Here is a 20,630-nt window from a genome sequence, read left to right as displayed (position 1 = left end):
CTGGTGGTGGCGTCAGCACGTCTGGGGGGATGGGTGCGGGCGAGATGCGGCGGTCACTATCCGATGCGGACCAGCTGCCACTGCTGGTTGCTGCCACCCCAGTCGGCGTACTGGACGATGTTCCCGCCGTCGGCGGTGGACGCGCCCTGCACCTCGACGGCCTTGCCGCTGTTGCGGTTGATCACACGTACGTAGCCATCGGATGACTGGGCGAGCCGGAACTGCTGGTTGGTGCCGTTGCCGTCGCTCCACTGCACGATCGCCGCACCGTCGGCGGTGGAGAAGTTGTAGACGTCGAGCACCTTGCTGGAGTTCCGCGACTTCAGCCGGTAGTAGCCGCCGCCCGAGTCGACGAACTGCCACTGCTGGTTCACGCCGTTGTTGCGTGTCCACTGGCTGATTCGCGCCCCGTCAGTGGTCGCGTTGGCGTACACGTCCAGGGCCTTGCCGCTGTTGCGGTTCAGCAGGACGTACCAGGCGCTGGTGTCCACCCCGGAGCCCGGCGGAGGCGTGGTCGGCGGGGTCGAGCCGGAGTTGAGCGCGTCCAGGACGGCCGTGTACGCGGCCTTCTTGTTGCCGTTGCAGTCGAAGAGCAGGGCGTTGTCCGAACCCCGCCACGAGTCACAGTCGCGTACGCCCCAGGTGGTGATGCCGGTGCAGCGCGAGACAGCCAGGCAGGCGCGGGTGACCGAGCCGTAGATGTTGGCCTGGTTGCCGCCGGTCATCACGTCCAGCTCGGTGATCTGCACGTCCACACCGAGATCGGCGAAACGCTGCAGGTTGGCCTGGTAGTCACCGGCCAACGACGTGCCCAGGTGCGACTGGAAACCCACACAGTCGATCGGCACACCACGGGACTTGAAGTCCCGCACCATGTTGTAGATGCCCGTCGACTTCGCGTTGATCCCATCGGTGTTGTAGTCGTTGTAACACAACTTCGCACCCGGATCCGCCGCCCGCGCCGCCCGGAACGCCGCCTCGATCCAGTCGTTACCGGTGCGCTGCAGATTCGAGTCACGACGCCCACCACTACCACCGTCGGCGAACGCCTCGTTCACCACATCCCACGAGTGGATCTTGCCCCGGAAATGCGTCGCCACCTGCGTCACATGGTTGATCGCCGCGTTCCGCAACGCGCTACCCGACATCCCCTGCGCCCAGCCCGGCTGCTGCTGATACCACAACAGCGCATGACCCCGCACGCTCATGCCGTTGGCCTGCGCATGACTGACCAACCGATCACCACCGCCATAGTTGAACTGGCCCTGCTGCGGCTCGGTGGCGTCCCACTTCATCTCGTTCTCGGCCACGACACTGTTGAACTCACGGTTCAGGATGGTCGTGTACGCGCTGGTCGAGAGCTTGCCCGTCGCGACGGCCGCACCGAAATAGCGGCCCTTCTCCGCCGCCGCGGCCTTCAGGGTCGTGCCAGCGGCGGCTGCGGGATTCAGCGCCACCGTCATACCGGTGGTGAGGGCGACGGCGAGGGTCGCCGCCGCCAGCATCTTTCTCATGGGCTTCATGTCGTTCCTTTTCAGTGGTTGCATCGGTGGTGGTGATGTGCCACTTCACTCGGGACAGATGGCCGAGCCTGCCATCCTGGCCACCAGGCGTCGGCGCGCCCGGTCCGAGAGGACTGCCGGCACCTGCCGGGTCCCGAGGTGACGTCCGCATGCCCTGGGGACGTCGCGATCGGAGGTACGACCCGTGCGGCTCGCCCGGTGAGCCACCACAACGATCGGCCTCTATATCGAGAGTGAGCGATAACATGTCGTTCGTCAAGACGTAACGAGCCGTTCACGCCCATCTCCCGGAACGCCGCGTTTCGCCCGGTACCAACGGGCCCGCAGCAGCCGTGCTCAGCCGCCATGCGACCAGGCGGACGAGCCGCAGCGCCGCGCCGCCGGGGTGCTGCCGTACGGCAACGCTGTTATCGCTCACAGTCGTCAGCCGAGGACGACCGTCGACTTCTCGCGGTTCACGGGCAACCGGTGGCCGGGCCGCCCGGGGCCGGCTGGGCCGGGTCCGCGTCGACCCGCAGTCCGGCGAGGATGTCGGCGGTGGTGTGCGCCTCGATGCCGGGCTGGGCGGCATCGGTGAAACGGGCGACGACCGCCCGTACGTGTCGTTCGGCGGGTGCGGCGAGGCCGTCGTAGACGGCCGCGAACAACTCGCGGGCCGGCCGCCTGAGCCATCCGTCCGGAAGGAGTTCCACGGGCAGTTGCGGGTCGAGGACGGGAAAACGGCGGAAGGTGTCCATGATCTCGGTACGGGCCCGCACAGCGGCGGCTCCGTCGACCGCCCCGGACGCCACCGGGGGCAACAGTGGCGTCCAGCGCCGGAGGAACTCCTCGTAGCTGCGACTGATCGCCTCGACGTCCCAGGCCTCGATCGGGGCACGGTGACCGGCCGAGTAGAGCGCGACCTGCCGTCCGCGAAACACCGTGACAGCACCGTGGGTGAGCTGGTCGAGCTGGGCCCGAGCAGGAGCGGTCAGTTCGCGGGGCGAGATCCACAACCCGTCGTACAACGGCGCGTATCCGAGCCAGCGGAGCTGGGCGCGCAGGGCCCGTCGCTGCGTGCTCAGGCCCTGGGGCAGCGAGAAGGCGACGACCGTCCAGCACCCGTCCCACAGTGCCGCCGCGGTGGTGGAGGTGATGATCCAGTGGCCGCCGGCGGAGAGGTTGGCGGCGGCCGCCCGGCTGAGCCGGTAGGAACTGCGCCGCCCCAGCCGACTGCCCTCCAGGACGCCACGACGGGCCAGCCGGCTGATCGCGGTACGCGCCCCGGCCGTGGTCACACCGGTCTCGGCGAGCAGCTCCACGATGGCGGCGGACGGGAGGGCAGCCCTGGTCCGCAGCGTGTAGTCCGCCAGCAGGGTCACCGCGACTCCCTGGGGTGAGTTGCCCACCTGCCGCCGGGGCAGTCGGAGTGGCTGGTCTCCGTCGTCCGGATATATCTCGTCGATGTCGAACGGGCTTGCCACAGGCGCTCCGTGCTCCTCAGGGACGGTGTGACGACTGTAGACGGACCGCCGCCGAGCCGGGCCGCGGTGGCCGCCCTCGATAGAGGGGCTTCGATTGACACTTGTCGGTCCTCGGGGAACACTAATTGCCACACGATGCCGTCCGGAGCCGGGCAGGGCGAGTCACAGACAGCGGGCATCGCGCGATCACCCGCGGGAGTCGGGCGTCCCCGCCAGCGGACCGCGCAGCCAGTCCCAGCCTGCACAGGCAACCGAAGGAGTCGTTCGTTGAGAACCAGAAGGAAACTGCTGCTCGCCCTCGCCATGACACTGGTGGCTGCCGGCCTGGTGGTCCCCGCGATCCGACCCGCGTACGCGGCGTCGCTGACCGAGGTCACCAGCTTCGGCGACAACCCGGGCCGGATGCGCATGCACGTCTACGTGCCGGACAACCGCCCGGCCAGGCCGGCCACCGTGGTGGCCATGCACGGCTGCGGCGGGTCGGGCCCCGGCTTCTATTCCGGCAGCGAGTTCGCCAGCCTCGCCGACCGGTACGGGTTCATCGTGATCTACCCGTCCGCGACCCAGCAGGCCGGCTTCGGCAACTGCTTCGACGTCTGGTCGGACGCTGCCAAGCGCCGCGGCGGTGGCAGCGACCCGGTGTCGATCGTCTCGATGGTCCGGCACGTCCAACAGCAGTACGCCGCCGACCCGGACCGCGTCTACGCCACCGGCAGCTCGTCCGGCGGCATGATGACCAACCACATGCTCGCCCTCTATCCCGACCTGTTCAAGGCCGGCGCGGCGTTCATGGGGGTGCCGTACAACTGCTTCGCCAACGCGGCGGACTTCCCACCCACCAGCAGTCAGTGCACCGGCGGTGCCATGAACCGGACCCCGCAGCAGTGGGGTGACGCGGTGCGCCAGGCGTACCCCGGCTATTCCGGCCCCCGCCCGCCCGTGCAGCTGTGGCACGGCACCAACGACACCCTCGTGCCGTACTCGTTGTTGACCGAGACGATCGAGCAGTGGACCAACGTGTTCGGGTTGAGCCAGACACCGACCTCCACCGACACTCCCCAGGCCAACTGGAACCGGCGGAGGTACGCCGACACCAGCGGCACCGTCCAGGTCGAGGCGTACAGCATCCAGGGCGCCGGGCACAGCCTGCCCTCCGGCGGCATGGCCGCGTCCGCCATCCAGTTCTTCGGCCTGACCAACCCGACGACGCCGCCCCCGACGACCCCGCCGCCGACCACGCCGCCCCCGACGACGCCGCCCCCGACCACACCGCCGCCGGCTCCCGGCGCCTGCGGTGTGACAGTCGCCATCAACGCCTGGAACACCGGCCTGACCGAGAACATCACCGTCACCAACACCGGCACCACCGCCGTCAACGGCTGGTCCCTGGTCTTCACCCTGCCCTCCGGGCAGACCATCACCTCAGGTTGGAACGCCTCCTACTCCCCGAGCTCCGGGCAGGTGACTGCCAAAAACGTCGCCTACAACGCCGGCATCCCCGCCAACGGGTCGGTGACGATCGGCTTCCAGGCCACGCACTCTGGTAACACCGCCAAGCCCAGCGCGGTCACCCTCAACGGCGCATCCTGCGCGGTCTCCTGACACCAGCCGACGCCCGACGAGGCCGTGCGCCGGTCACCACTTCGGTGGTGACCGGCGCACGGATCGTTCCGGCATGGTCAGCGGTAACCGGCGGTCACCACGTTGGCCTGCACGGCGTTCTCGGTGGCGTCGGACGGATAGCCGGCGACCATGGCCCCCTCGTAGAAGGTGCCGGCGCTCAGGTTCGCGCCGCCGTCGGGCTTGCAGCAGTCACCGCCACTGCCCAGGATGATCGCGCCCTGCTTCTTCATCGGGCTGTATCCCGGCGGGAGCGAGCCGTCCCAGAGCGTGTAGAGGCTGCCGGACTGGGCGTTGCTGCCCTTGATGGCGAAGCGGCTCACGCCGTTGTTCTTGAGTGTCGCGGTCACGAATTTGCTGGTGAAGGCGCGCTGGTTCGGGTTCCAGGAGCTGCTTCCGCCGGGGAACAGACCCCACTCCAGGTCGGCCTGCACCCAGGGGCCACTGCCCGAGCAGCCGCCGAACCAGCACTGCGTACCGAAGTTGATGGCGTCCATCGCCCCGGCGGCGTCGGCCTTCCTCGTCGTCTCGCTGTTGCCGTAGTCGAAACAGCAGCCGCTGTTGACGTGCGTGCCGCTGGTCACCATGTACATGCCCTCGGGAGCCGCGCCGGTGGGCACCCCGGTCAGGTGGCCGTCGCGCCAGTAGCTGTTGCCGGGGTTGATGTAGAGCGAGTACGCCTTGGCGCCGCCCACCGTCAGGGACTCCGACGTCGCGGTCGCCGGCCTGCTCTGCGGTGACCCCGGAACCACGCTCGACCCCTGGTACCAGAGGTCGTTGCCGCGCCCGGACTGGTCGAAGACGACAGTGATCACGCAGGTCGTGCCGGAGCAGAACGAGTCCTGGGTCGCCGCGTTGGCGGTGCCACCCGTACCCGTGAGCCCGATGTTGCGGGTCGTGTTGTCCGACGAACGCCGCACCTGGTAGAGGTTGCCGGCGTACGCCTCGTAGAGCGCCCGCGTCGTGCTGTGCGCCGCGATGCACGGGGTGCCGCCGGAGGCGTAGATGTCGCACGGGCGTGAACCGGTCGGCGGGTTGGTCGGAGGCGGGGTCGTCGGCGAGGCCCACTGCTGGTTGGTGCCGCCGTTGCAGGCCCAGAGGATGATTTTGGTGCCGTTGGCGGTGGCGGCGCCGTTGGCGTCGAGGCAGAGCCCGGACTGCACGCCGGTGACGGTGCCGTTGCTGTTGACGTTCCACTGCTGGTTGTTCTGGCCGTTGCAGTCCCAGATGATCGCCTGGGTGCCGTTGGTGGTGCCTCGGCCGGAGGCGTCCAGGCACTTGTTGCCGTACACCTGGAGTTGCCTGGTCGACGTCCAGGTCCAGGTCTGGCCGGCAGCGCCGTTGCAGTCCCACAGTTGCGTCTGAGTGCCGTTGGTGGTGCTGGAGTTGGGCACTTCGAGGCAGCGGCCGGACGCCGCACCGATGATCGGGGTGCTCTGCCCCGGCTCGATGGCTGCCGCCAGCGGTGCCGCAGCGGCTGCCTCGGCGGTCGGCGAGGGGGCGCCGGGGGTGGCGCCGATGCCGACGAGAACGCCGACCAGCGCGCCGGCCAGGGCAGTCAGGCGTTGGGCGCGATGGCGCCTCGGGATGAGTTCGGGGGCTTTTCCTGGCCCACCGGGGGACGGGGTTCGCACGAGGTTGCTCCTCGGAGTCGTGAGGGCGCGGGGGATTGTCGACGCGCCAGGGCGGTGGTCGCGGCGGCGGTGATGGCGAATCGATTCGCAGCGAATCGTATGACCTTTGTTGAATTCATGTCAATAAATGTGTGTCTCTGGTGAGCGCTGCCGGTGGGCGGACAGCCAGCGCCTCACCTCCCCCGAGACGCCTACCGGCCCAGGACCCGCCACGTCTGGTTCAGCGGGTTGCCCTGGCCGGCTCCGATGCAGGTCCACTGGTGGACCGGCGCCCGCGCCGCCGTGGAAACCGTGCTGACGTCGACGCACTTGCCGCTGTGCCGGGCGACGAGTTGGTAGTCGTGCGAGTCGTTGCCCGAGTAGGTCACCTTGCGCAGGGTGAACTGCTGGTTGGTGCCGTTCAGGCAGGTCCACTGGTGCACGGCCGCGCCGTCGGCGGTGGACACGCCACTGACGTCGAGGCACTTGCCGCTCTGCTGGTTGATCACCGTGTAGGTGTTGGCCACCCCGGCGACCGGGCGGAAGTTCCAGAGCTGCTGATCACCGCCCTCGCAGTAGAACTGCTGCTGGACCGTGCCGTCGGCGGTGCTCAGGTTGGGGTTGTCCAGGCACTGCTGCGAGTGCTGGGCCACCGCCACCGACTGGAAGCCGCCGTCCGACGGCGGTAGCAGGGTGACCGTGTAGGTGTCGGTCTGGTTGGCGTACGGCACTGTCACTGTGACGTTGTTGTTGGAGACGCCGACCACGCTGTTCGAGACGGTGACCGGCCCCTGCACGGCGCCGCCGCCGTTGTGGGGAATGCGCTGGGTGAGGACCCGGACCTGGTTGTTCTGCACGATGCCGCTGGTGGTGTCCAGGCGTTGCAGGTTGACGGTCAGGTTCCCTGTGGTACGACCACCACCGACCAGCACCTTCGCCGCGCCGGTCGCCCTGGTGGCGTACGCGTCGTAGGACTGGCTGGGGGTCACCGCGACGATCTGCCCGGCCTGCGAGGCGTAGAAGCGGTAGGCCCACCACTCGCCCCTGGGCTGGTGCTGACCGGCCGAGTTGCGGATCAGCAGGTTGCCGAGGTCGTTGTGCAGGCTGCCGCCGCTGGCCCAGTTCGCCCGGAGGCCGTCCGCCCGGGCCCGCTCCAGGCGCGCGATGTACCAGGCGCCGTCGGCCGGGTTCTGCTCGTCGGGGGCGCCGTACTCGTTGATCTGGTACGGCCGCGGGTGGGCGATGCCGCGCGGGTCGAGGGTGGCGTTGGCGGCGGCGACGTTGGCGACCGGGTCTCCCGGCAGCGAGTGCCAGCTGATGATGTCCGGCACGGTGTTGGTCGAGCGGACGAAGTCCAGGTACTGGTTCCAGAAGGTGTGCGTCGTCGACGGCACGCAGGCACAGCTCGGCCCGACGATGAGCTGGCTGGGGAACTCCGCTCGGATGCGCTGGTAGGTGCGGCGCCACAGTTCGAGGTACTGCGAGATCGGACGGTTCCAGAAGATGGTGATGTTGGGTTCGTTCCAGATGTCCCACTGCACGGACAGCCCGGACGCCCGGACGTCGCTGATGAGGCGGGTCAGGAAGTTGTCGTAGTCGGTCCAGTTGCCGTTGTCGCCGGGGAAGCGGGAGATGCCGGCACCGTCGGCGCCCCACAGGTCGTGCGGCAGGATGATGAACTTCCCACCGAGGGCCGTGGTCCGACGGGCCTGGGCGACTGTGGAGTTCCACCGCCGGTCGTAGGTGCCACCGACCCAGCCGCTGCCGGGAAGCTGTGCGCCACCGGCGCGCATGTACTGGAACTTGACGTCTCGGTAGAAGTGGTCAGCCGGGCCGCTGGCGTTCTCGGTCATGCCGTAGATCCAGCCGGATGCACGGTAGGTCGGCGTGCCGCTGGTCGCGGAGAAGTCGACGCTGATCGACTCATTCGCTGCCTGGGCCGGGGACGGGACGACGGTTACGGCGGCAGCGGCGGCGAGCAGGCCGACCACGAGTCGGGCGACGAGCGCACGGGCTCGGTCTGACCTGCCGCGGGACGGGGTTTTCACGGGCGGCTCCTTGGTGGGGCGCGGGGGACGCTCTCCGGAGGCAGCACTTGCGAATCGATTCGCACGGATCGTAGGACCGGGGACTGATCTGTGTCAATGAAGTGAAGACCCGATGAAGCTGGCGTTTCCGCCCAGGTCCCCGATGGGCTGGCCGATCCCTTGACCCGCAGGTGTGGACAGACCTATCTTCGGGCGAACCGATTCGGCGAATCGGTTCGCCTCATGGTCGGACTGGGTCCGGCCCGCGACGGTCACCCGCACACCCCACCTGACGATCGACTTGAAGTGAGGCAACACATGACAGGACTCAGTCGTCGGCGGCGCGTGGCCGCCGTTGTCGTGATGGCGCTCGCCGCAGCGGCGGGCAGCGCCTGCTCGTCGTCCACCGACGACCCCGCCGAAGGCGGCGCCTACGTCGTCTGGGACCCGTACCCGCAGTTCGCCGACGACTCCGACTGGGTCACGCTGCTCAAGAAGTGCGGCACCTCCGCCGGGGCGACGGTCGAGCGGACCGGCTACGACACCACCGACCTGACCAACAAGGCGCTGCTCGCCGCCCAGCAGGGCAACTCGCCGGACGTGCTGATCGTGGACAACCCGGTGATCTCGACACTGGCCGAGGCCGGCGCCCTCACCACCACCGACGACAACAAGCTGGACGTCTCGGCCATGGAGAAGAACCTGCTCGGCGCCGGCCAGAGCGAGGGCCGGACGTACGGAGTGCCGATCGGGGCGAACACACTTGCCCTCTATTACAACAAGGATCTGCTGACCGCCGCCGGCGTCGACCCGGCCACGATCAAGGACTGGACGTCCCTGACCGCGGCACTGACCACGGTCAAGGCCAAGGGAAAGAAGGGCATCACGTTCTCGGCCATCGGCACCGAGGAGGGCAGCTTCCAGTTCCTGCCCTGGTTCTGGGGATCGGGAGCCCAACTGACCACTCTGGACTCGCCGCAGGCGGTGTCCGCGCTGACGCTCTGGACGGACTGGCTCAAGCAGGGCCACGCCCCCAACTCCGTCATCAACAACACCCAGACCACGAGTTGGCAGGAGTTCGCCACCGGCGATTACGCGTTCGCCGAGAACGGCACCTGGCAGCTGGCCAACGCGGAGAAGCTCGGTTTCTCGTACGGCACCATCGCGATCCCGGCCAGCGCGGGTGGCCCGGCCCCCGCGCCCACCGGCGGTGAGTTCGTCTCCATCCCGGTGCAGAAGAACACCGGTCGGTACGACACGTCGCAGAAGCTCGTCGCCTGCCTGACCAACGCCGACAACCTCCTCACCACCGACACCACGCTCTCCTACGTCGCGCCCGTCGCCGCCGTCCAGGATCGACAGGCCACCGCGGACCCCAAGCTCAAGGTGTGGGTCGAGGCGGTCCGAGCGGCCAAGGGCCGCACCGGCGACAACCTCGGCACGAAGTATCCGAAGATCTCCGAATCGCTGTGGACCGCGGTGCAGGCGGCGCTCAGCGGCGGGAAGTCGCCACGCGAGGCGCTGACCGCCGCGCAGGCCGCCGCCACGACCAGGTAAGCACGCCGAACCGACACCATGCCCCCGATGACACAGAGCTCCACCACCGCACGAGACCAGAGTGGGGCGGCGAAGGCCGCCCCACCCGGGCCTCCCCCGTCCCGTGCCCGCCGGCCCAGTCGATGGCCGGCGTGGGGCTTCCTGGCACCCGTCACCATCTACCTGTTGGCCTTCTACGCCTACCCGCTCTACCGCAACGTCGAGCTGAGCCTGCGCGAGTACACCGTCCGCTCGTTCGTGCAGGGCGGCGCGCCCTTCGCCGGCCTGGACAACTACCGGACCGTGCTGACCGACCCGGCCTTCGGGCCGACGCTGACGCACACAGTGGTCTTCACCGCCGCGTCGCTCGCCTTCCAGTTCACCATCGGCATGGCCCTGGCCCTCTTCTTCCACCAGCACTTCCCGCTGTCGCGCACGCTGCGGGCGCTGATCCTCGTACCGTGGCTGCTGCCACTGATCGTGTCGGCGTCGACCTGGTCGTGGCTGCTCAACAGCGACTCGGGGCTGGTCAACGCCGCGCTCGGTGTCGTCGGCATCGACCCGGTCAACTGGCTCACCTCGCCGGGCTGGTCACTCACCTCGGTGATCATCGCGAACATCTGGATCGGCATCCCGTTCAACCTGGTGGTGCTCTACAGCGGCCTACAGGCGATCCCCACCGAGATGTACGAGGCGTCGGCGCTGGACGGCGCGACAGGATGGCAGCGGTTCTGGTCGATCACCTTCCCGTTGCTGCGCCCCGTCTCCGCGATCACGCTGTTGCTGGGGTTGATCTACACACTGAAGGTCTTCGACATCGTCTGGATCATGACCAGAGGCGGGCCGACCGGCTCCTCGGCCACGCTCGCGACCTGGTCGTACCGCCTCGGCTTCGGCAACCTCCTGCCCGAGTTCGGTCCGGGCGCGGCCGTCGGCAACCTGCTCATCGTGATGGCCCTGATCGCCGGGCTCGTCTACATCCGGATCGAGCGAAGGCAGCACCTACGATGACCACATCATCGCCTCGGGCCTGGTGGAAGACCGGTGTCGGTCTGGTGCTGACCGGGCTGATGCTCTTCCCCGTCTACTGGATGATCAACGTGTCGTTCACCCGGGACCGGGACATGCGGGCCAGTCCCCCGCACCTGATCCCGACCAACGGCACGTTGGACGGCTACCGGGCGGTGCTCGACCAGCAACTGCCGTACCTCGGGACCAGCTTCCTGGTCGGCCTCGGCACTGTGGTGCTGACCGTGGCGCTGGCCGCTCCCGCCGGGTACGCGCTGGCGAAGCTCCGACCGCCCGGCGGCCCGGCGCTGAGCTTCGTGCTGCTGATCGCGCAGATGATCCCGGGGATCATCATGGCGATGGGCTTCTACGCCATCTATCTCACCCTCGGCATCCTCAACACGCTGCCCGGCCTGATCCTGGCCGACACGACACTCGCGGTGCCGTTCGGCGTACTGATCTTCACAGCCTTCATGTCCGGAATTCCCGACGAGCTGCTCCAGGCGGCCGTGGTCGACGGCGCTGGCCGGCTGCGGACCTTCTGGTCGGTCGTGCTGCCGGTGAGCCGCAACTCGATCGTCACGGTGTCGCTGTTCGCGTTCCTGTGGTCCTGGTCGGACTTCATCTTCGCCTCGACCCTCGCCGGCGGCGGCGACCACCAGCCGATCACCCTCGGCATCTACCACTACATCGGCAACAACAACCAGCAGTGGAACGCCATCATGGCCACCGCCGTCGTCGCCTCCATCCCGGCCGCCGCGCTGCTGATCCTGGCCCAGCGGTACGTCTCGATGGGCGTGACCGCCGGCGCCGTCAAGGACTGACCACCCGCACCTCAGAAAGGCACCCGCCACCCATGACCGTCGCCCCGTCCGGTCCGGAGTTCGCAATCCAGGACATCCCGTTCAGCTACCGCGGTTCCTGGTTCAACATCTCCCCGGTGGTAGCCGAGAAGACGTACGCCGACGAGCTGCACCTGGTCTCCCACCAGACCGGGATGCATCCGGTGCTGCGCCTGTCCCCCACGGTCGCCGGCACCACTGTCGTCGCCACCCCCGCGCTGCTGACCTGGCGTGACGGCACCGGTCGGATCGAAGCCGTCTACGACGGACCGGACACCCTGCGGATCCGGGGCCGAGGGCTCGGTCTGCGGGTGGCCGCCGCCGCGCGCACCCTCACACCGTTCAGCGGCACCTACCTGTACCTGGACCCGCTCGACGGGTCACACGTGTTCACCTCGTACGAGACGGGTCGCCGCTACCGGGTCACGGTGCTCTCGGGCACTCTCGCGCGGACCGACGGCGCGGAGGCGCTCGGCACCGCCGACCGCTCACTGGACCTGCCGGGCGACCAGCCCTGGGAGATCGCGGTCGAGGAGTACGCCACCGCCCGCCGCCCGTACGCCGGATCGGTCACCTTCGAGCAGTTGTGCCGGGACCGGACCGCTGAGTTCACCGCGTTCGTCGACGCGATCGCGCCGTGGCGCGGCGCGGAGACCCCTGCCGCCGAACTGGCCGCGTACGTGCTGTGGTCGGCCACCGTCGCCCCAGCGGGCTTCGTCACCCGACCGGCGGTCCTGATGTCCAAGCACTGGATGGACAAGGTGTGGAGCTGGGACCACTGCTTCAACGCGATCGCCCTGGCCGCCGGTGAGCCGGAGCTGGCCTGGCACCAGTTCCATCTGCCCTTCGACCACCAGGACGAGGCCGGTGCGTTGCCCGACTCGGTCACCCACTCCGAGGTTTTGCACAACTTCGTCAAGCCCCCCATCCACGGCTGGGCCCTGCGACACCTGCGCCGACGACTTCCCCAGCCACCGGATCGGGCGGCGCTGGCGCAGACGTACGACCGGCTTGCCCGCTGGACCCGGTTCTGGCTCGACGCCCGTCGAGCTCCCGGCCAGGACCTGCCCCACTACCAGCACGGCAATGACAGCGGCTGGGACAACGCGACCACCTTCGACGCCGACCGGGTCCTCCAGACGGCCGACCTCGCCGCCTTCCTGGTCTCGCAGCTCCGCTGCCTCGCGGACCTCGCCACCGAGCTGGGCGAGCCGGCCGAGCCGTGGTCCCGGGAGGCCGACCGGATCTGCGCGGGCCTGCTGCGGGAGCTGTGGGACGGCGAACGCTTCACCGCCCGCAGCCCTCGCACCGGGCGACGGAGGGCCAGCCGCAGCCTGCTCGACCTGATGCCCATCGCGCTCGGGGCCGACCTGCCGGCACCGGTCGCGGCAGCGCTGGCGCGGGGCGTCGAAACCCACCTGACCACGCACGGGCTGGCCACCGAACCGACGGATTCGGCCCACTACGTCGCCGACGGCTACTGGCGCGGGCCGATCTGGGCGCCCTCCACGGTCCTGGTCGAGGACGGTCTGCGGCGGGCCGGCCAGAGCCGGATGGCCGACGACATCAGTCGACGATTCCTCGCCCTGTGTGAGAAGTCCGGGTTCGCGGAGAACTTCGACGCCGAGACCGGGGCCGGGCTGCGCGACCGCGCCTACACCTGGACCGCCAGCAGCTATCTCATCCTCGCCGCCGCGCAGGAGCAACGGCGGGCAACGGGAGGCTAGGGCCGGCTCAGCGGGCCCGGACCGGGCCGGTGCTGGAGCGCAACGAGATGGGCGGGCTGTACAGACGGTGTCGTGGCACGGCCCCGCGCTCGGCGATGTTCTCCAGAAGCAGCGACACCGCCTCGGCGCCCATCTCGACCATCGGCACGTCGGCAGCGGTCAACGGTGGGCGGAAATCCTCCGCCCAGTGCTGGGCCGCGACGCCGGTGACGGAGAAGTCGCCGGGCACGGACAACCCGGCGCCGGTCAACGCGCGCTGCATTCCGGGCAGCGCTGCCTCGTTGATGGTGGCCACCGCCGTGACGTCCGGGTGCGTCACGAGCAGCTGCTCGACGCACGCCTCGCCGGAGGCCGTGTCGTCGCCGCAGCAGACCTCCACACCGGTCAGGCCCCGCTCCTCGGCAGCCGCCCGGAACCCGGCCAGCGCCCGATGACTGGGGCCGTAACCCGCGGCGACCAGCTCGGCGGAGCGGTTCACGAGGGCCACCTGCCGGTGCCCCAGATCGGCCAGGTGGTGCACGCACCGGGCGATCAACCCGGCGTAGTCGATGTCGATCCAGCTCATGCCGTGTGGTGCGGCCGTCCGCCCGATCGTGACGAACGGCAGGCCGGCCTTCGTCAGCCGAGTCACCCGCTCGTCCTCCAGGCGGATCTCCATGAGCACCACGCCGTCGACCCGACGCCCTGTGACGATCCGCTCGAACGACCGGTCGTGGTCGCCACCGGACGGCGACAGCAGCACATCGAGGTCGTGGCGAGCGGCCGCCTCGACGACGCTGGCGACGAAGCCCAACTGCATGTCGGTCAACCGTTGGCTCGCCGGAGGGATCACCAGCCCGAGGGTGCGGGTGCGGCCCTCCTTCAACGCGCGGGCGCTGGCGTTCGGCCGATAGTCCAGCTCGTCGATGACCGCCTGGATCCGTTGCCGGGTCGCCTCCGACACCGTCCGTTTTCCGCTCAGCACGTAGGACACGGTGCTGCGGGAAACCCCGGCCCGGCGAGCGATCTCCCCGATGTTCATAGACCGCCCTCGAATCGAATCTTGCCCCGACACGGGACGCACCAGGTTGCGCTGACGAGCATATCCACCCGACGCTCGACAACCGGGGCCCCGGCTCGCGACCTGGCGCTATCGCATGGACAACCATTAATGTCATAGGTATTACGTGTGATGAAGAATCGTCGCCACGCCGCATCCCACCGCACACCGGAAAGGATCCGATGAACGTGAAGAAAAAGCTGGGTCGCCTCATTGCCACCGCGGGGACCGTGTTGGTCCTCGTCGCCGGCGCTGGCGCCTACGTCGCCTCGGACGCGCCGAGCGCTCGGGCCGCAGTCTCGGGCCCGTGCGACATCTACGCCACCGGCGGCACCCCGTGCGTTGCCGCGCACAGCACCACCCGGGCGCTGTACGGCGCGTACAACGGCCCGCTCTACCAGGTCCGACGCTCGTCGGACAGCACCACCCGGGACATCGGCCTGCTGAGCGAGGGCGGATACGCGAATGCCGCGACCCAGGACTCGTTCTGCGCCAACACCAGCTGCGTCATCACCGTTATCTACGACCAGTCCGGTCGCAACAACCGTCTCACCCAGGCGCCGCCCGGCGGCTTCACCGGCCCCGCCCCCGGTGGATGGGACAACCTCGCCGACGCGAAGGCCGCGCCGGTCACCGTCGGCGGCCAGAAGGCGTACGGCGTCTACATCGCGCCCGGCACCGGTTACCGCAACAACAACACCAACGGCGTCGCGACCGGCGACCAGCCCGAGGGGATCTACGCGGTCGTCGACGGCACGCACTACAACCAGTGGTGCTGCTTCGACTACGGCAACGCCCAGACGAACAACCTTGCCGACGAGCGCGCCATCATGGAGACCGTCTACTTCGGCGCCAACAAGCAGTGGGGCTACGGCGCGGGCAGCGGCCCCTGGGTCATGGCCGACCTGGAGTGGGGGCTGTTCTCGGGGGTGAACGCGGGCTACAACAACATCGCGTCCATCAACCACCGCTTCGTCACGGCCATGGTCAAGGGCGAGCCGAACCACTGGGCGATCCGGGGCGGCAACGCGCAGTCGGGCAGCCTGACCACCTACTTCGACGGGCCGCGCCCCAACGGCTACCACCCGATGAAGAAGGAGGGTGCCATCCTCCTCGGCATCGGCGGCGACAACAGCATCACCGGCCGAGGCACCTTCTTCGAGGGCGTGCTGACCTCGGGCTACCCGTCGGCGGCCACCGAGAACGCCGTGCAGGCCAACATCAACGCCGCCGCCTACGCGCCGGCCGGCGGCGGCAACCCGCAACAGAACGTCCAGGTCGTGGGCGGCCAGTCCGGCCGCTGCATCGACGTGCCGAACGGCAGCACCACCAACGGCACCCAGACCCAGCTGTGGGACTGCACCGGCGGCACGCCGCAACGCTGGACCTACACCGCCGCCAGGCAACTCCAGGTGTACGGCAACAAGTGCCTCGACGCCTCCGGCCAGGGCACCACCAACGGCACCCAGGCGATCATCTGGGACTGCCACGGGGGCACCAACCAACAGTGGAACCTCAACGCCAACGGCACCATCACCGGCGCCCAGTCCGGGCTCTGCCTCGACGCCAACGGCGCCGCCACCGCGAACGGCACCAAACTCATCCTCTGGGCCTGCAACGGCGGCAGCAACCAGCAGTGGTCCACCCGTAGCTGACCACGTGCACCATCAGGTCGGTCGTGCCGGTTCCGTGAGGTCTGCGGAGCCGGCACGACCGGCGACCCGGTCGTGCCTCAGCGGGTGCTGCCTGACGTCGGTGCCGCGCCGCGCGCCTGGCTGGCCCCGCCTGAGCGCTTGAGCATGTATGCCCCACCGGCAACGAAGACGACGCCGAGGACGATCCCGACGAGATTGCCCTGGGCCAGACTGGAGAAGACCGCCAGAATGCCGATGATGACTGCCACTCCGCCGAGAAATCGCATGAAGTAGCCGCCGACAGACTTGACCCGTTCATTCGTCATGGTCTTTCTGTGCCCGGCGTGCCGGTCCGACAAACGGGCCCGACCAGGCAGGCCTCATGCGGCGACCTCAGTCGGCCTTCGGCTTGGACCGGAGGCTACGCATCTGGGCGTGACTGAGGTCGTGCGCGCGCGTCATGTGACGGGTGATCACCTCAAGCTCTTCGTCGGTGTGATCGTCGAGCAGTGCCTGCCAGGACTCACCAAGGTCGTCCCAGACCGCGGTGACACGGTCGAGTCGGTCAGGCACCGAGGTGACCAGCACCCGGCGCCGGTCCGCCTGGTCGGGCGTGCGTTCGACGTAGCCGCCACGTTCGAGTCGGTCGACCAGGCGAGTGGCCGATCCCGTGGTCAGGCTGGTCATCTCGGCGATCTCCTTCACCGTGAGCGGCGCGGGGGCTGCCGTGAGCAGGCTCAGGAACTGCACGTCGGTCGGATGTAGCCCGAGGTGTTCGGCAATGGCCTGGTTGAACAGGACGTACGACGCCAGATAGCGGCGGGACGCCATCGACAGATCCTCGTACAACTTGGCGCGGCGGTTCGTTGCCATCCTCACCACATCCCAACTAGTTGCGCGACGCAGCAATCCGACCTAGTCTGCTGCGTGGCGCAGTTAATGTGTAACGCAGCTATCCTACCTTCTGGAGCGACCATGCTCACCGTTGCCGTCACCGGAGCCACCGGAGCCCAGGGCGGTGCCACCGCCCGCGCCCTGCTGAGAACCGGCCACCGGGTACGCGCGCTCACCCGCCACCCCACCTCACCGGCCGCCGAAGCCCTCCGCGATCTCGGCGCCGAGGTGCGCCAAGCCGACTTCGACGATCGCGTTTCCCTCGATGCCGCGCTCGCCGGTTCCACCTCGCTGTTCGCGGTCACCACACCGTTCGGCACCGACCTCGCCACCGAGGTCCGGCATGGCAGGGCCCTCGTCGACGCCGCGGCGGCCGCTGGCCTCGGCCACGTCGTGCTGACCACCGCCGCACACGCCGACCAGGGCACCGGCGTCCCGCACTACGACAGCAAGCACCTCGTCGAGCAGCACCTCCACGCCTCGGCAGTGCCGTGGACGGTCCTCGCGCCGGCGGCCTTCATGGACAACTACGCCAGCGGCTGGACGCTCGACGGCCTGCGCACGGGCACATTCGCGTGGCCAATGCCCGCCGATCGACCGCTCACCCTCATCCCGACCGTCGACATCGGCGCGTTCGCCGCGCTCGTCCTTGAGCGCCCCGGCGAGTTCGCCGGCCGGCGCATCGACATCGCGTCCGACGAGCGCACACCCAGCCAGATGGCCGAGATCCTCGCCGCCGCCATCGGCCAGGCGATCACCCACCAACGGGTGCCCCTGGACCGGGTCCGACACTGGTCCGCCGACCTGGCGGCCATGTTCGAGTACTTCACCACCGTCGGCCTGCACGTTGACGTCGCCGCGCTGCGCCGCGACTACCCGGAGGTCGGCTGGCACAGCTTCGCCGACTGGGCCACGGGCCAGGACTGGCCCACCCTGCTGTCCACCGAGGCCACAGAGCGCAGGTCGTCGACGAGGGCGTAGGCCTTCAGGGCGGACCCACCCGCTCCGGTGGGCCGTATAGTGCCCGGGTGGACAGGGACAAGGTCCGGCAGGCATACGCGTCCGTCTCGGAGCTGTACATCGGGCTGTTCGGCAGCCGCGAGCAGGTGGATCCGGCCGACCTCTCGTTCATCGGCCGGCATCTGGGGACTCGGGCGGGCAGGGTGCTCGATCTGGGGTGTGGCCCCGGCCATCTCACCGGTTACCTGCGTTCGCTGGGCGTCGACGCGGCGGGGATCGACCTGGTGCCCGAGTTCCTCGCCCACGCGCGGGCCGCCCACCCGGACGTCGAGTTCCAGCTCGGGTCGCTGGATAACCTCGACGTCGCCAGCGGCTCCCTCGACGGCATCCTCGCGTGGTACTCGACGATCCATCTGCCACCGCAGGAGCTGGACGGCGTCCTCAACGAGTTCCGGCGAGCGATCGCCCCGGCCGGGACGGTGGTGCTGGGCGTGTTCGTCGCCGACGAGGTCGGCGCCTTCGACCACAAGGTCGTGACCGCCTACCGCTGGCCCCTGGACGAGATCTCCGAGCGACTCAGCCGGGCCGGCTTCAAGGAGGTCGAGCGCCTGGAGCGACCGAGAGAAGGCGACCAGCGACCGCATGCCGCCATCGCGGCGATCGCTGTGTGAAGGTCGAGCCCTTCGTGCTCAGCCGTGCAAGGGCGGGGAGGCCCCTGCGTCACGCCATCTCATTGAGGTGCCGCAGCAGGCGACGCGGCGGAGCTGTGGTGCGCCGGCCTGACGCAGAACTCGTTGCCGTCCGGGTCTGCCAGCACGACTGCGCCGTCCTGAGCGACATCGAGTCGGGTGGCGCCCAGCGAGACCAGCTCGTCGACCGTCGCCTGCTGGTCGCCAGCGGCCGGGACCAGTTCGAAGCGCTGCCGGTTCGGCTCGGTTCTCGGGGCCACCGGCGAGCCCGCCCATGCGATCTTGGTGCCGCCGCGTGGTGACTGGATCGCGGTCTCCTCGTCCTGGTCCCACACCAGCGGCCAGCCCAGCACGTTGCTCCAGAACAGGCCGACGTCCCGGGTGCCGTCGCAGGTGAGCTCACCGAGGAAGCCGCATCCGGCGAGGTAGGCGTTGCCCGGCTCGATCACGCAGAACGCGTAGCCCGCCGGGTCGACCAGGACGACGTGCCTCTCCTCGGGTCGTTGCCCAACGTCGAGGTGGCGGCCACCGAGCTTCAACGCCGTCGCCACCGTGTGCTGCTGCTCGTCGAGATCAGCGCTGGTCAGGTGCAGGTGCATGCGGTTCGCGCCGAGCTGACCAGCGCGGCCCGGAACGAACCGAAGAGCAAGCTGGGCGTCCTCGCCCGGCAGGAGCGCACCGACGGCGTCCTCGACGACCTCCCGGCCGAGCAGAGCGGACCAGAACTGGGCCGCACGAGCCGGGTCGTCCGCCTCGACGGTCACTGCCAGCAGCCGCGAACGCATCACCAGACCCTAGACACCGCCCCGGCAGGCCGACAAAGGCATTAACGTCCTGGTGCGCGTACCGGAGGAGGGCTTGCTCTCCGCCGCGCAGCACCGCGCCGCGACACCGCACACGGCGGGCAGGCGGCAGTTTGTGACTGCCGACCACCGGCCGCGACGACGACCCGCCCCTCACGTCAGTTGGTGATCACCGGCCAGGCGTAGGCGAGCAGGGCGCACGCCGCACCCAGAAGCGCGAGCGAGACGCCCCGGGTGGGCAGGGGCAGGGCGGCGAGCACGATGAGAATGACGGCGACGATGTAAAGAAATGCCTGGATCGACATGGGGCTCTCCTCGATCATGGGGATTGATGGCGGCTGACTGTAACCCCCGGAAGGCCACCGCGCTCAGTCGTATCATTTCGGCCGTGACCTCTGCGCTCGGGAACCTCTCTGCCCAGCAGCGGGCGTTGGTGGGTCGGTGGCTGCCGAACGCGACAGTCGAGAGAGACCACAGTTGGGGCCTGACGACGACCACCGTCGTCGAGATGACCCACGCCGGGTCACGATTCATCGTCAAAGCCGCCGGCGCTGACGACCACCACATCCAGCGAGAACTCCATGCCCACCTCAACTGGTTGCACCCCTGGACCAGCAGGGGACGCGCGCCTGCCCTGGTGCACGGCAGCGCGGACGCGAAGGTCCTCGTCACCCGGTACCTGCCCGGTGAGCTGGTGCTGGGCAGCACGCACGCCGACGACCCCGCCGTGTATCGGCAGGCGGGCGAGTTGCTGGCCCTGCTGCACGCGCAGAGTGTCGTCGTGGACGACGACTACGAGAGGCGCGAGAACGAGAAGTCACTGGCGTGGCTCCGCCAACCACACCGGATCGCCGCGGCCACCGCGGAGCGCCTACGAGCCGAGATCGTTACCTGGGCGACACCACCCGCGACCCTGGTGCCCACCCATGGGGACTGGCAGCCACGAAACTGGATCGTCCGCCACGACGTCGTGGGCATCATCGACTTCGGCCGTGCGGCAATGCGTCCCGCGTCCACGGATTTCGCCCGGCTCGCCGTCCAGGACTTCAACCGCGACCCGAACCTCGAAACGGCCTTCCTCGACGGGTACGGGCCCGATCCGCGCGATGCGGGTGCGTGGCACCGCGACCGGGTCCGCGCGGCGATAGGCACGGCCGTCTGGGCCCACCGCGTAGGCGACGAACCATTCGAAGCGCAGGGCCACCGAATGATCGCGGAAGCGCTCTCGTCCTCCCGGGTATGACGACAACCC

The 20,630-nt window shown here is 69.1% G+C and carries 18 protein-coding genes; 9 read left to right on the top strand and 9 right to left on the bottom strand.

What is annotated here, in order from left to right:
- Window positions 1-56: 56 nt before the first annotated feature.
- Together GA0070619_RS05595 and GA0070619_RS05590 are read right to left on the bottom strand one after the other, a co-directional pair.
- Window positions 57-1,523 carry an endo-1,4-beta-xylanase gene (locus GA0070619_RS05595; RefSeq protein ID WP_088947068.1) on the bottom strand — a complete coding sequence of 489 codons (1,467 nt, stop codon included), beginning with the start codon at window positions 1,521-1,523 and terminating at the stop codon, window positions 57-59.
- Window positions 1,524-1,978: 455 nt separating this feature from the next.
- A complete protein-coding gene (locus GA0070619_RS05590) occupies window positions 1,979-2,986 on the bottom strand; it encodes a PaaX family transcriptional regulator (protein ID WP_088947067.1) in 1,008 nt (335 codons plus the stop codon).
- Window positions 2,987-3,253: 267 nt separating this feature from the next.
- Here GA0070619_RS05590 and GA0070619_RS05585 point away from each other — a divergent pair, with 267 nt between their 5' ends.
- Window positions 3,254-4,588, top strand: coding sequence for an extracellular catalytic domain type 1 short-chain-length polyhydroxyalkanoate depolymerase (locus GA0070619_RS05585; RefSeq protein ID WP_172861985.1), 1,335 nt, complete (start codon window positions 3,254-3,256; stop codon window positions 4,586-4,588).
- A 77-nt stretch (window positions 4,589-4,665) separates the two neighbouring features.
- Here GA0070619_RS05585 and GA0070619_RS05580 read toward each other — a convergent pair whose 3' ends face one another.
- Both GA0070619_RS05580 and GA0070619_RS05575 read right to left on the bottom strand, forming a co-directional pair.
- Window positions 4,666-6,240, bottom strand: coding sequence for an arabinofuranosidase catalytic domain-containing protein (locus tag GA0070619_RS05580; RefSeq protein WP_197699602.1), 1,575 nt, complete (start codon window positions 6,238-6,240; stop codon window positions 4,666-4,668).
- Window positions 6,241-6,431: 191 nt separating this feature from the next.
- Complete coding sequence (locus GA0070619_RS05575; RefSeq protein WP_088947065.1) at window positions 6,432-8,267, bottom strand: RICIN domain-containing protein; 1,836 nt, start codon at window positions 8,265-8,267, stop codon at window positions 6,432-6,434.
- A 297-nt stretch (window positions 8,268-8,564) separates the two neighbouring features.
- Here GA0070619_RS05575 and GA0070619_RS05570 point away from each other — a divergent pair, with 297 nt between their 5' ends.
- Genes GA0070619_RS05570 through GA0070619_RS05555 form a run of 4 tightly spaced genes read left to right on the top strand, consistent with a single transcriptional unit; the run spans window position 8,565 to window position 13,359 of the window.
- Window positions 8,565-9,803: a sugar ABC transporter substrate-binding protein gene (locus GA0070619_RS05570; RefSeq protein ID WP_088947064.1), complete on the top strand. Its 1,239-nt coding sequence runs from the start codon at window positions 8,565-8,567 to the stop codon at window positions 9,801-9,803.
- Window positions 9,804-9,830: 27 nt separating this feature from the next.
- Entirely contained in the window at window positions 9,831-10,793 is a 963-nt protein-coding gene (locus GA0070619_RS05565; protein WP_231927286.1) for a carbohydrate ABC transporter permease, read from the top strand.
- On the top strand, window positions 10,790-11,614 hold the full coding sequence (locus tag GA0070619_RS05560) for a carbohydrate ABC transporter permease (RefSeq protein ID WP_088947062.1): 825 nt from the start codon (window positions 10,790-10,792) through the stop codon (window positions 11,612-11,614). Before GA0070619_RS05565 ends, GA0070619_RS05560 begins: the two co-directional genes overlap by 4 nt.
- A gap of 32 nt (window positions 11,615-11,646) precedes the next feature.
- The gene (locus GA0070619_RS05555) at window positions 11,647-13,359 is read left to right on the top strand and encodes an amylo-alpha-1,6-glucosidase (RefSeq protein ID WP_088947061.1); all 1,713 of its coding nucleotides are present in this window, start codon (window positions 11,647-11,649) and stop codon (window positions 13,357-13,359) included.
- A 7-nt stretch (window positions 13,360-13,366) separates the two neighbouring features.
- Here GA0070619_RS05555 and GA0070619_RS05550 read toward each other — a convergent pair whose 3' ends face one another.
- A complete protein-coding gene (locus tag GA0070619_RS05550) occupies window positions 13,367-14,380 on the bottom strand; it encodes a LacI family DNA-binding transcriptional regulator (RefSeq protein ID WP_088947060.1) in 1,014 nt (337 codons plus the stop codon).
- Between the two features lie 200 nt (window positions 14,381-14,580).
- On the opposite strand from GA0070619_RS05550, the gene GA0070619_RS05545 reads away from it, so the two are divergent.
- On the top strand, window positions 14,581-16,053 hold the full coding sequence (locus GA0070619_RS05545) for an arabinofuranosidase catalytic domain-containing protein (RefSeq protein WP_088947059.1): 1,473 nt from the start codon (window positions 14,581-14,583) through the stop codon (window positions 16,051-16,053).
- A gap of 77 nt (window positions 16,054-16,130) precedes the next feature.
- Here GA0070619_RS05545 and GA0070619_RS05540 read toward each other — a convergent pair whose 3' ends face one another.
- Together GA0070619_RS05540 and GA0070619_RS05535 are read right to left on the bottom strand one after the other, a co-directional pair.
- Window positions 16,131-16,358 carry a hypothetical protein gene (locus GA0070619_RS05540; RefSeq protein ID WP_157743913.1) on the bottom strand — a complete coding sequence of 76 codons (228 nt, stop codon included), beginning with the start codon at window positions 16,356-16,358 and terminating at the stop codon, window positions 16,131-16,133.
- A 67-nt stretch (window positions 16,359-16,425) separates the two neighbouring features.
- Window positions 16,426-16,941 carry a MarR family winged helix-turn-helix transcriptional regulator gene (locus tag GA0070619_RS05535; protein ID WP_197699601.1) on the bottom strand — a complete coding sequence of 172 codons (516 nt, stop codon included), beginning with the start codon at window positions 16,939-16,941 and terminating at the stop codon, window positions 16,426-16,428.
- A gap of 66 nt (window positions 16,942-17,007) precedes the next feature.
- On the opposite strand from GA0070619_RS05535, the gene GA0070619_RS05530 reads away from it, so the two are divergent.
- Window positions 17,008-17,907 carry an NmrA/HSCARG family protein gene (locus GA0070619_RS05530; protein ID WP_088947056.1) on the top strand — a complete coding sequence of 300 codons (900 nt, stop codon included), beginning with the start codon at window positions 17,008-17,010 and terminating at the stop codon, window positions 17,905-17,907.
- 47 nt (window positions 17,908-17,954) lie between these two features.
- A complete protein-coding gene (locus tag GA0070619_RS05525; RefSeq protein ID WP_088947055.1) occupies window positions 17,955-18,557 on the top strand; it encodes a class I SAM-dependent methyltransferase in 603 nt (200 codons plus the stop codon).
- 59 nt (window positions 18,558-18,616) lie between these two features.
- Here the strand turns inward: GA0070619_RS05525 and GA0070619_RS05520 are convergent, their stop codons facing one another.
- Window positions 18,617-19,360 (bottom strand): VOC family protein, encoded by a 744-nt coding sequence (locus GA0070619_RS05520; RefSeq protein ID WP_172861984.1) that lies wholly within the window; start codon window positions 19,358-19,360, stop codon window positions 18,617-18,619.
- Window positions 19,361-19,536: 176 nt separating this feature from the next.
- A complete protein-coding gene (locus tag GA0070619_RS32680; RefSeq protein ID WP_172861983.1) occupies window positions 19,537-19,683 on the bottom strand; it encodes a hypothetical protein in 147 nt (48 codons plus the stop codon).
- Window positions 19,684-19,766: 83 nt separating this feature from the next.
- On the opposite strand from GA0070619_RS32680, the gene GA0070619_RS05515 reads away from it, so the two are divergent.
- On the top strand, window positions 19,767-20,621 hold the full coding sequence (locus tag GA0070619_RS05515) for a phosphotransferase (protein ID WP_197699600.1): 855 nt from the start codon (window positions 19,767-19,769) through the stop codon (window positions 20,619-20,621).
- Window positions 20,622-20,630 lie beyond the last annotated feature (9 nt).

This window comes from Micromonospora zamorensis (genome assembly GCF_900090275.1).
GTDB classification, from domain to species: Bacteria; Actinomycetota; Actinomycetes; order Mycobacteriales; family Micromonosporaceae; genus Micromonospora; species Micromonospora zamorensis.
The sequence above is the reverse complement of the archived record's forward strand: the minus strand, read 5'-3'. Positions and strand labels throughout refer to the sequence as shown.

Bases quoted from the DNA above. Each gene is read 5' to 3' on its own strand.
- GA0070619_RS05595 (WP_088947068.1), bottom strand. From the start codon at position 1,523: ATGAAGCCCATGAGAAAGATGCTGGCGGCGGCGACCCTCGCCGTCGCC.
- GA0070619_RS05570 (WP_088947064.1), top strand. From the start codon at position 8,565: ATGACAGGACTCAGTCGTCGGCGGCGCGTGGCCGCCGTTGTCGTGATG.
- GA0070619_RS05565 (WP_231927286.1), top strand. From the start codon at position 9,831: ATGACACAGAGCTCCACCACCGCACGAGACCAGAGTGGGGCGGCGAAG.
- GA0070619_RS05560 (WP_088947062.1), top strand. From the start codon at position 10,790: ATGACCACATCATCGCCTCGGGCCTGGTGGAAGACCGGTGTCGGTCTG.
- GA0070619_RS05555 (WP_088947061.1), top strand. From the start codon at position 11,647: ATGACCGTCGCCCCGTCCGGTCCGGAGTTCGCAATCCAGGACATCCCG.
- GA0070619_RS05550 (WP_088947060.1), bottom strand. From the start codon at position 14,380: ATGAACATCGGGGAGATCGCTCGCCGGGCCGGGGTTTCCCGCAGCACC.
- GA0070619_RS05545 (WP_088947059.1), top strand. From the start codon at position 14,581: ATGAACGTGAAGAAAAAGCTGGGTCGCCTCATTGCCACCGCGGGGACC.
- GA0070619_RS05540 (WP_157743913.1), bottom strand. From the start codon at position 16,358: ATGACGAATGAACGGGTCAAGTCTGTCGGCGGCTACTTCATGCGATTT.
- GA0070619_RS05530 (WP_088947056.1), top strand. From the start codon at position 17,008: ATGCTCACCGTTGCCGTCACCGGAGCCACCGGAGCCCAGGGCGGTGCC.
- GA0070619_RS05520 (WP_172861984.1), bottom strand. From the start codon at position 19,360: ATGCGTTCGCGGCTGCTGGCAGTGACCGTCGAGGCGGACGACCCGGCT.
- GA0070619_RS32680 (WP_172861983.1), bottom strand. From the start codon at position 19,683: ATGTCGATCCAGGCATTTCTTTACATCGTCGCCGTCATTCTCATCGTG.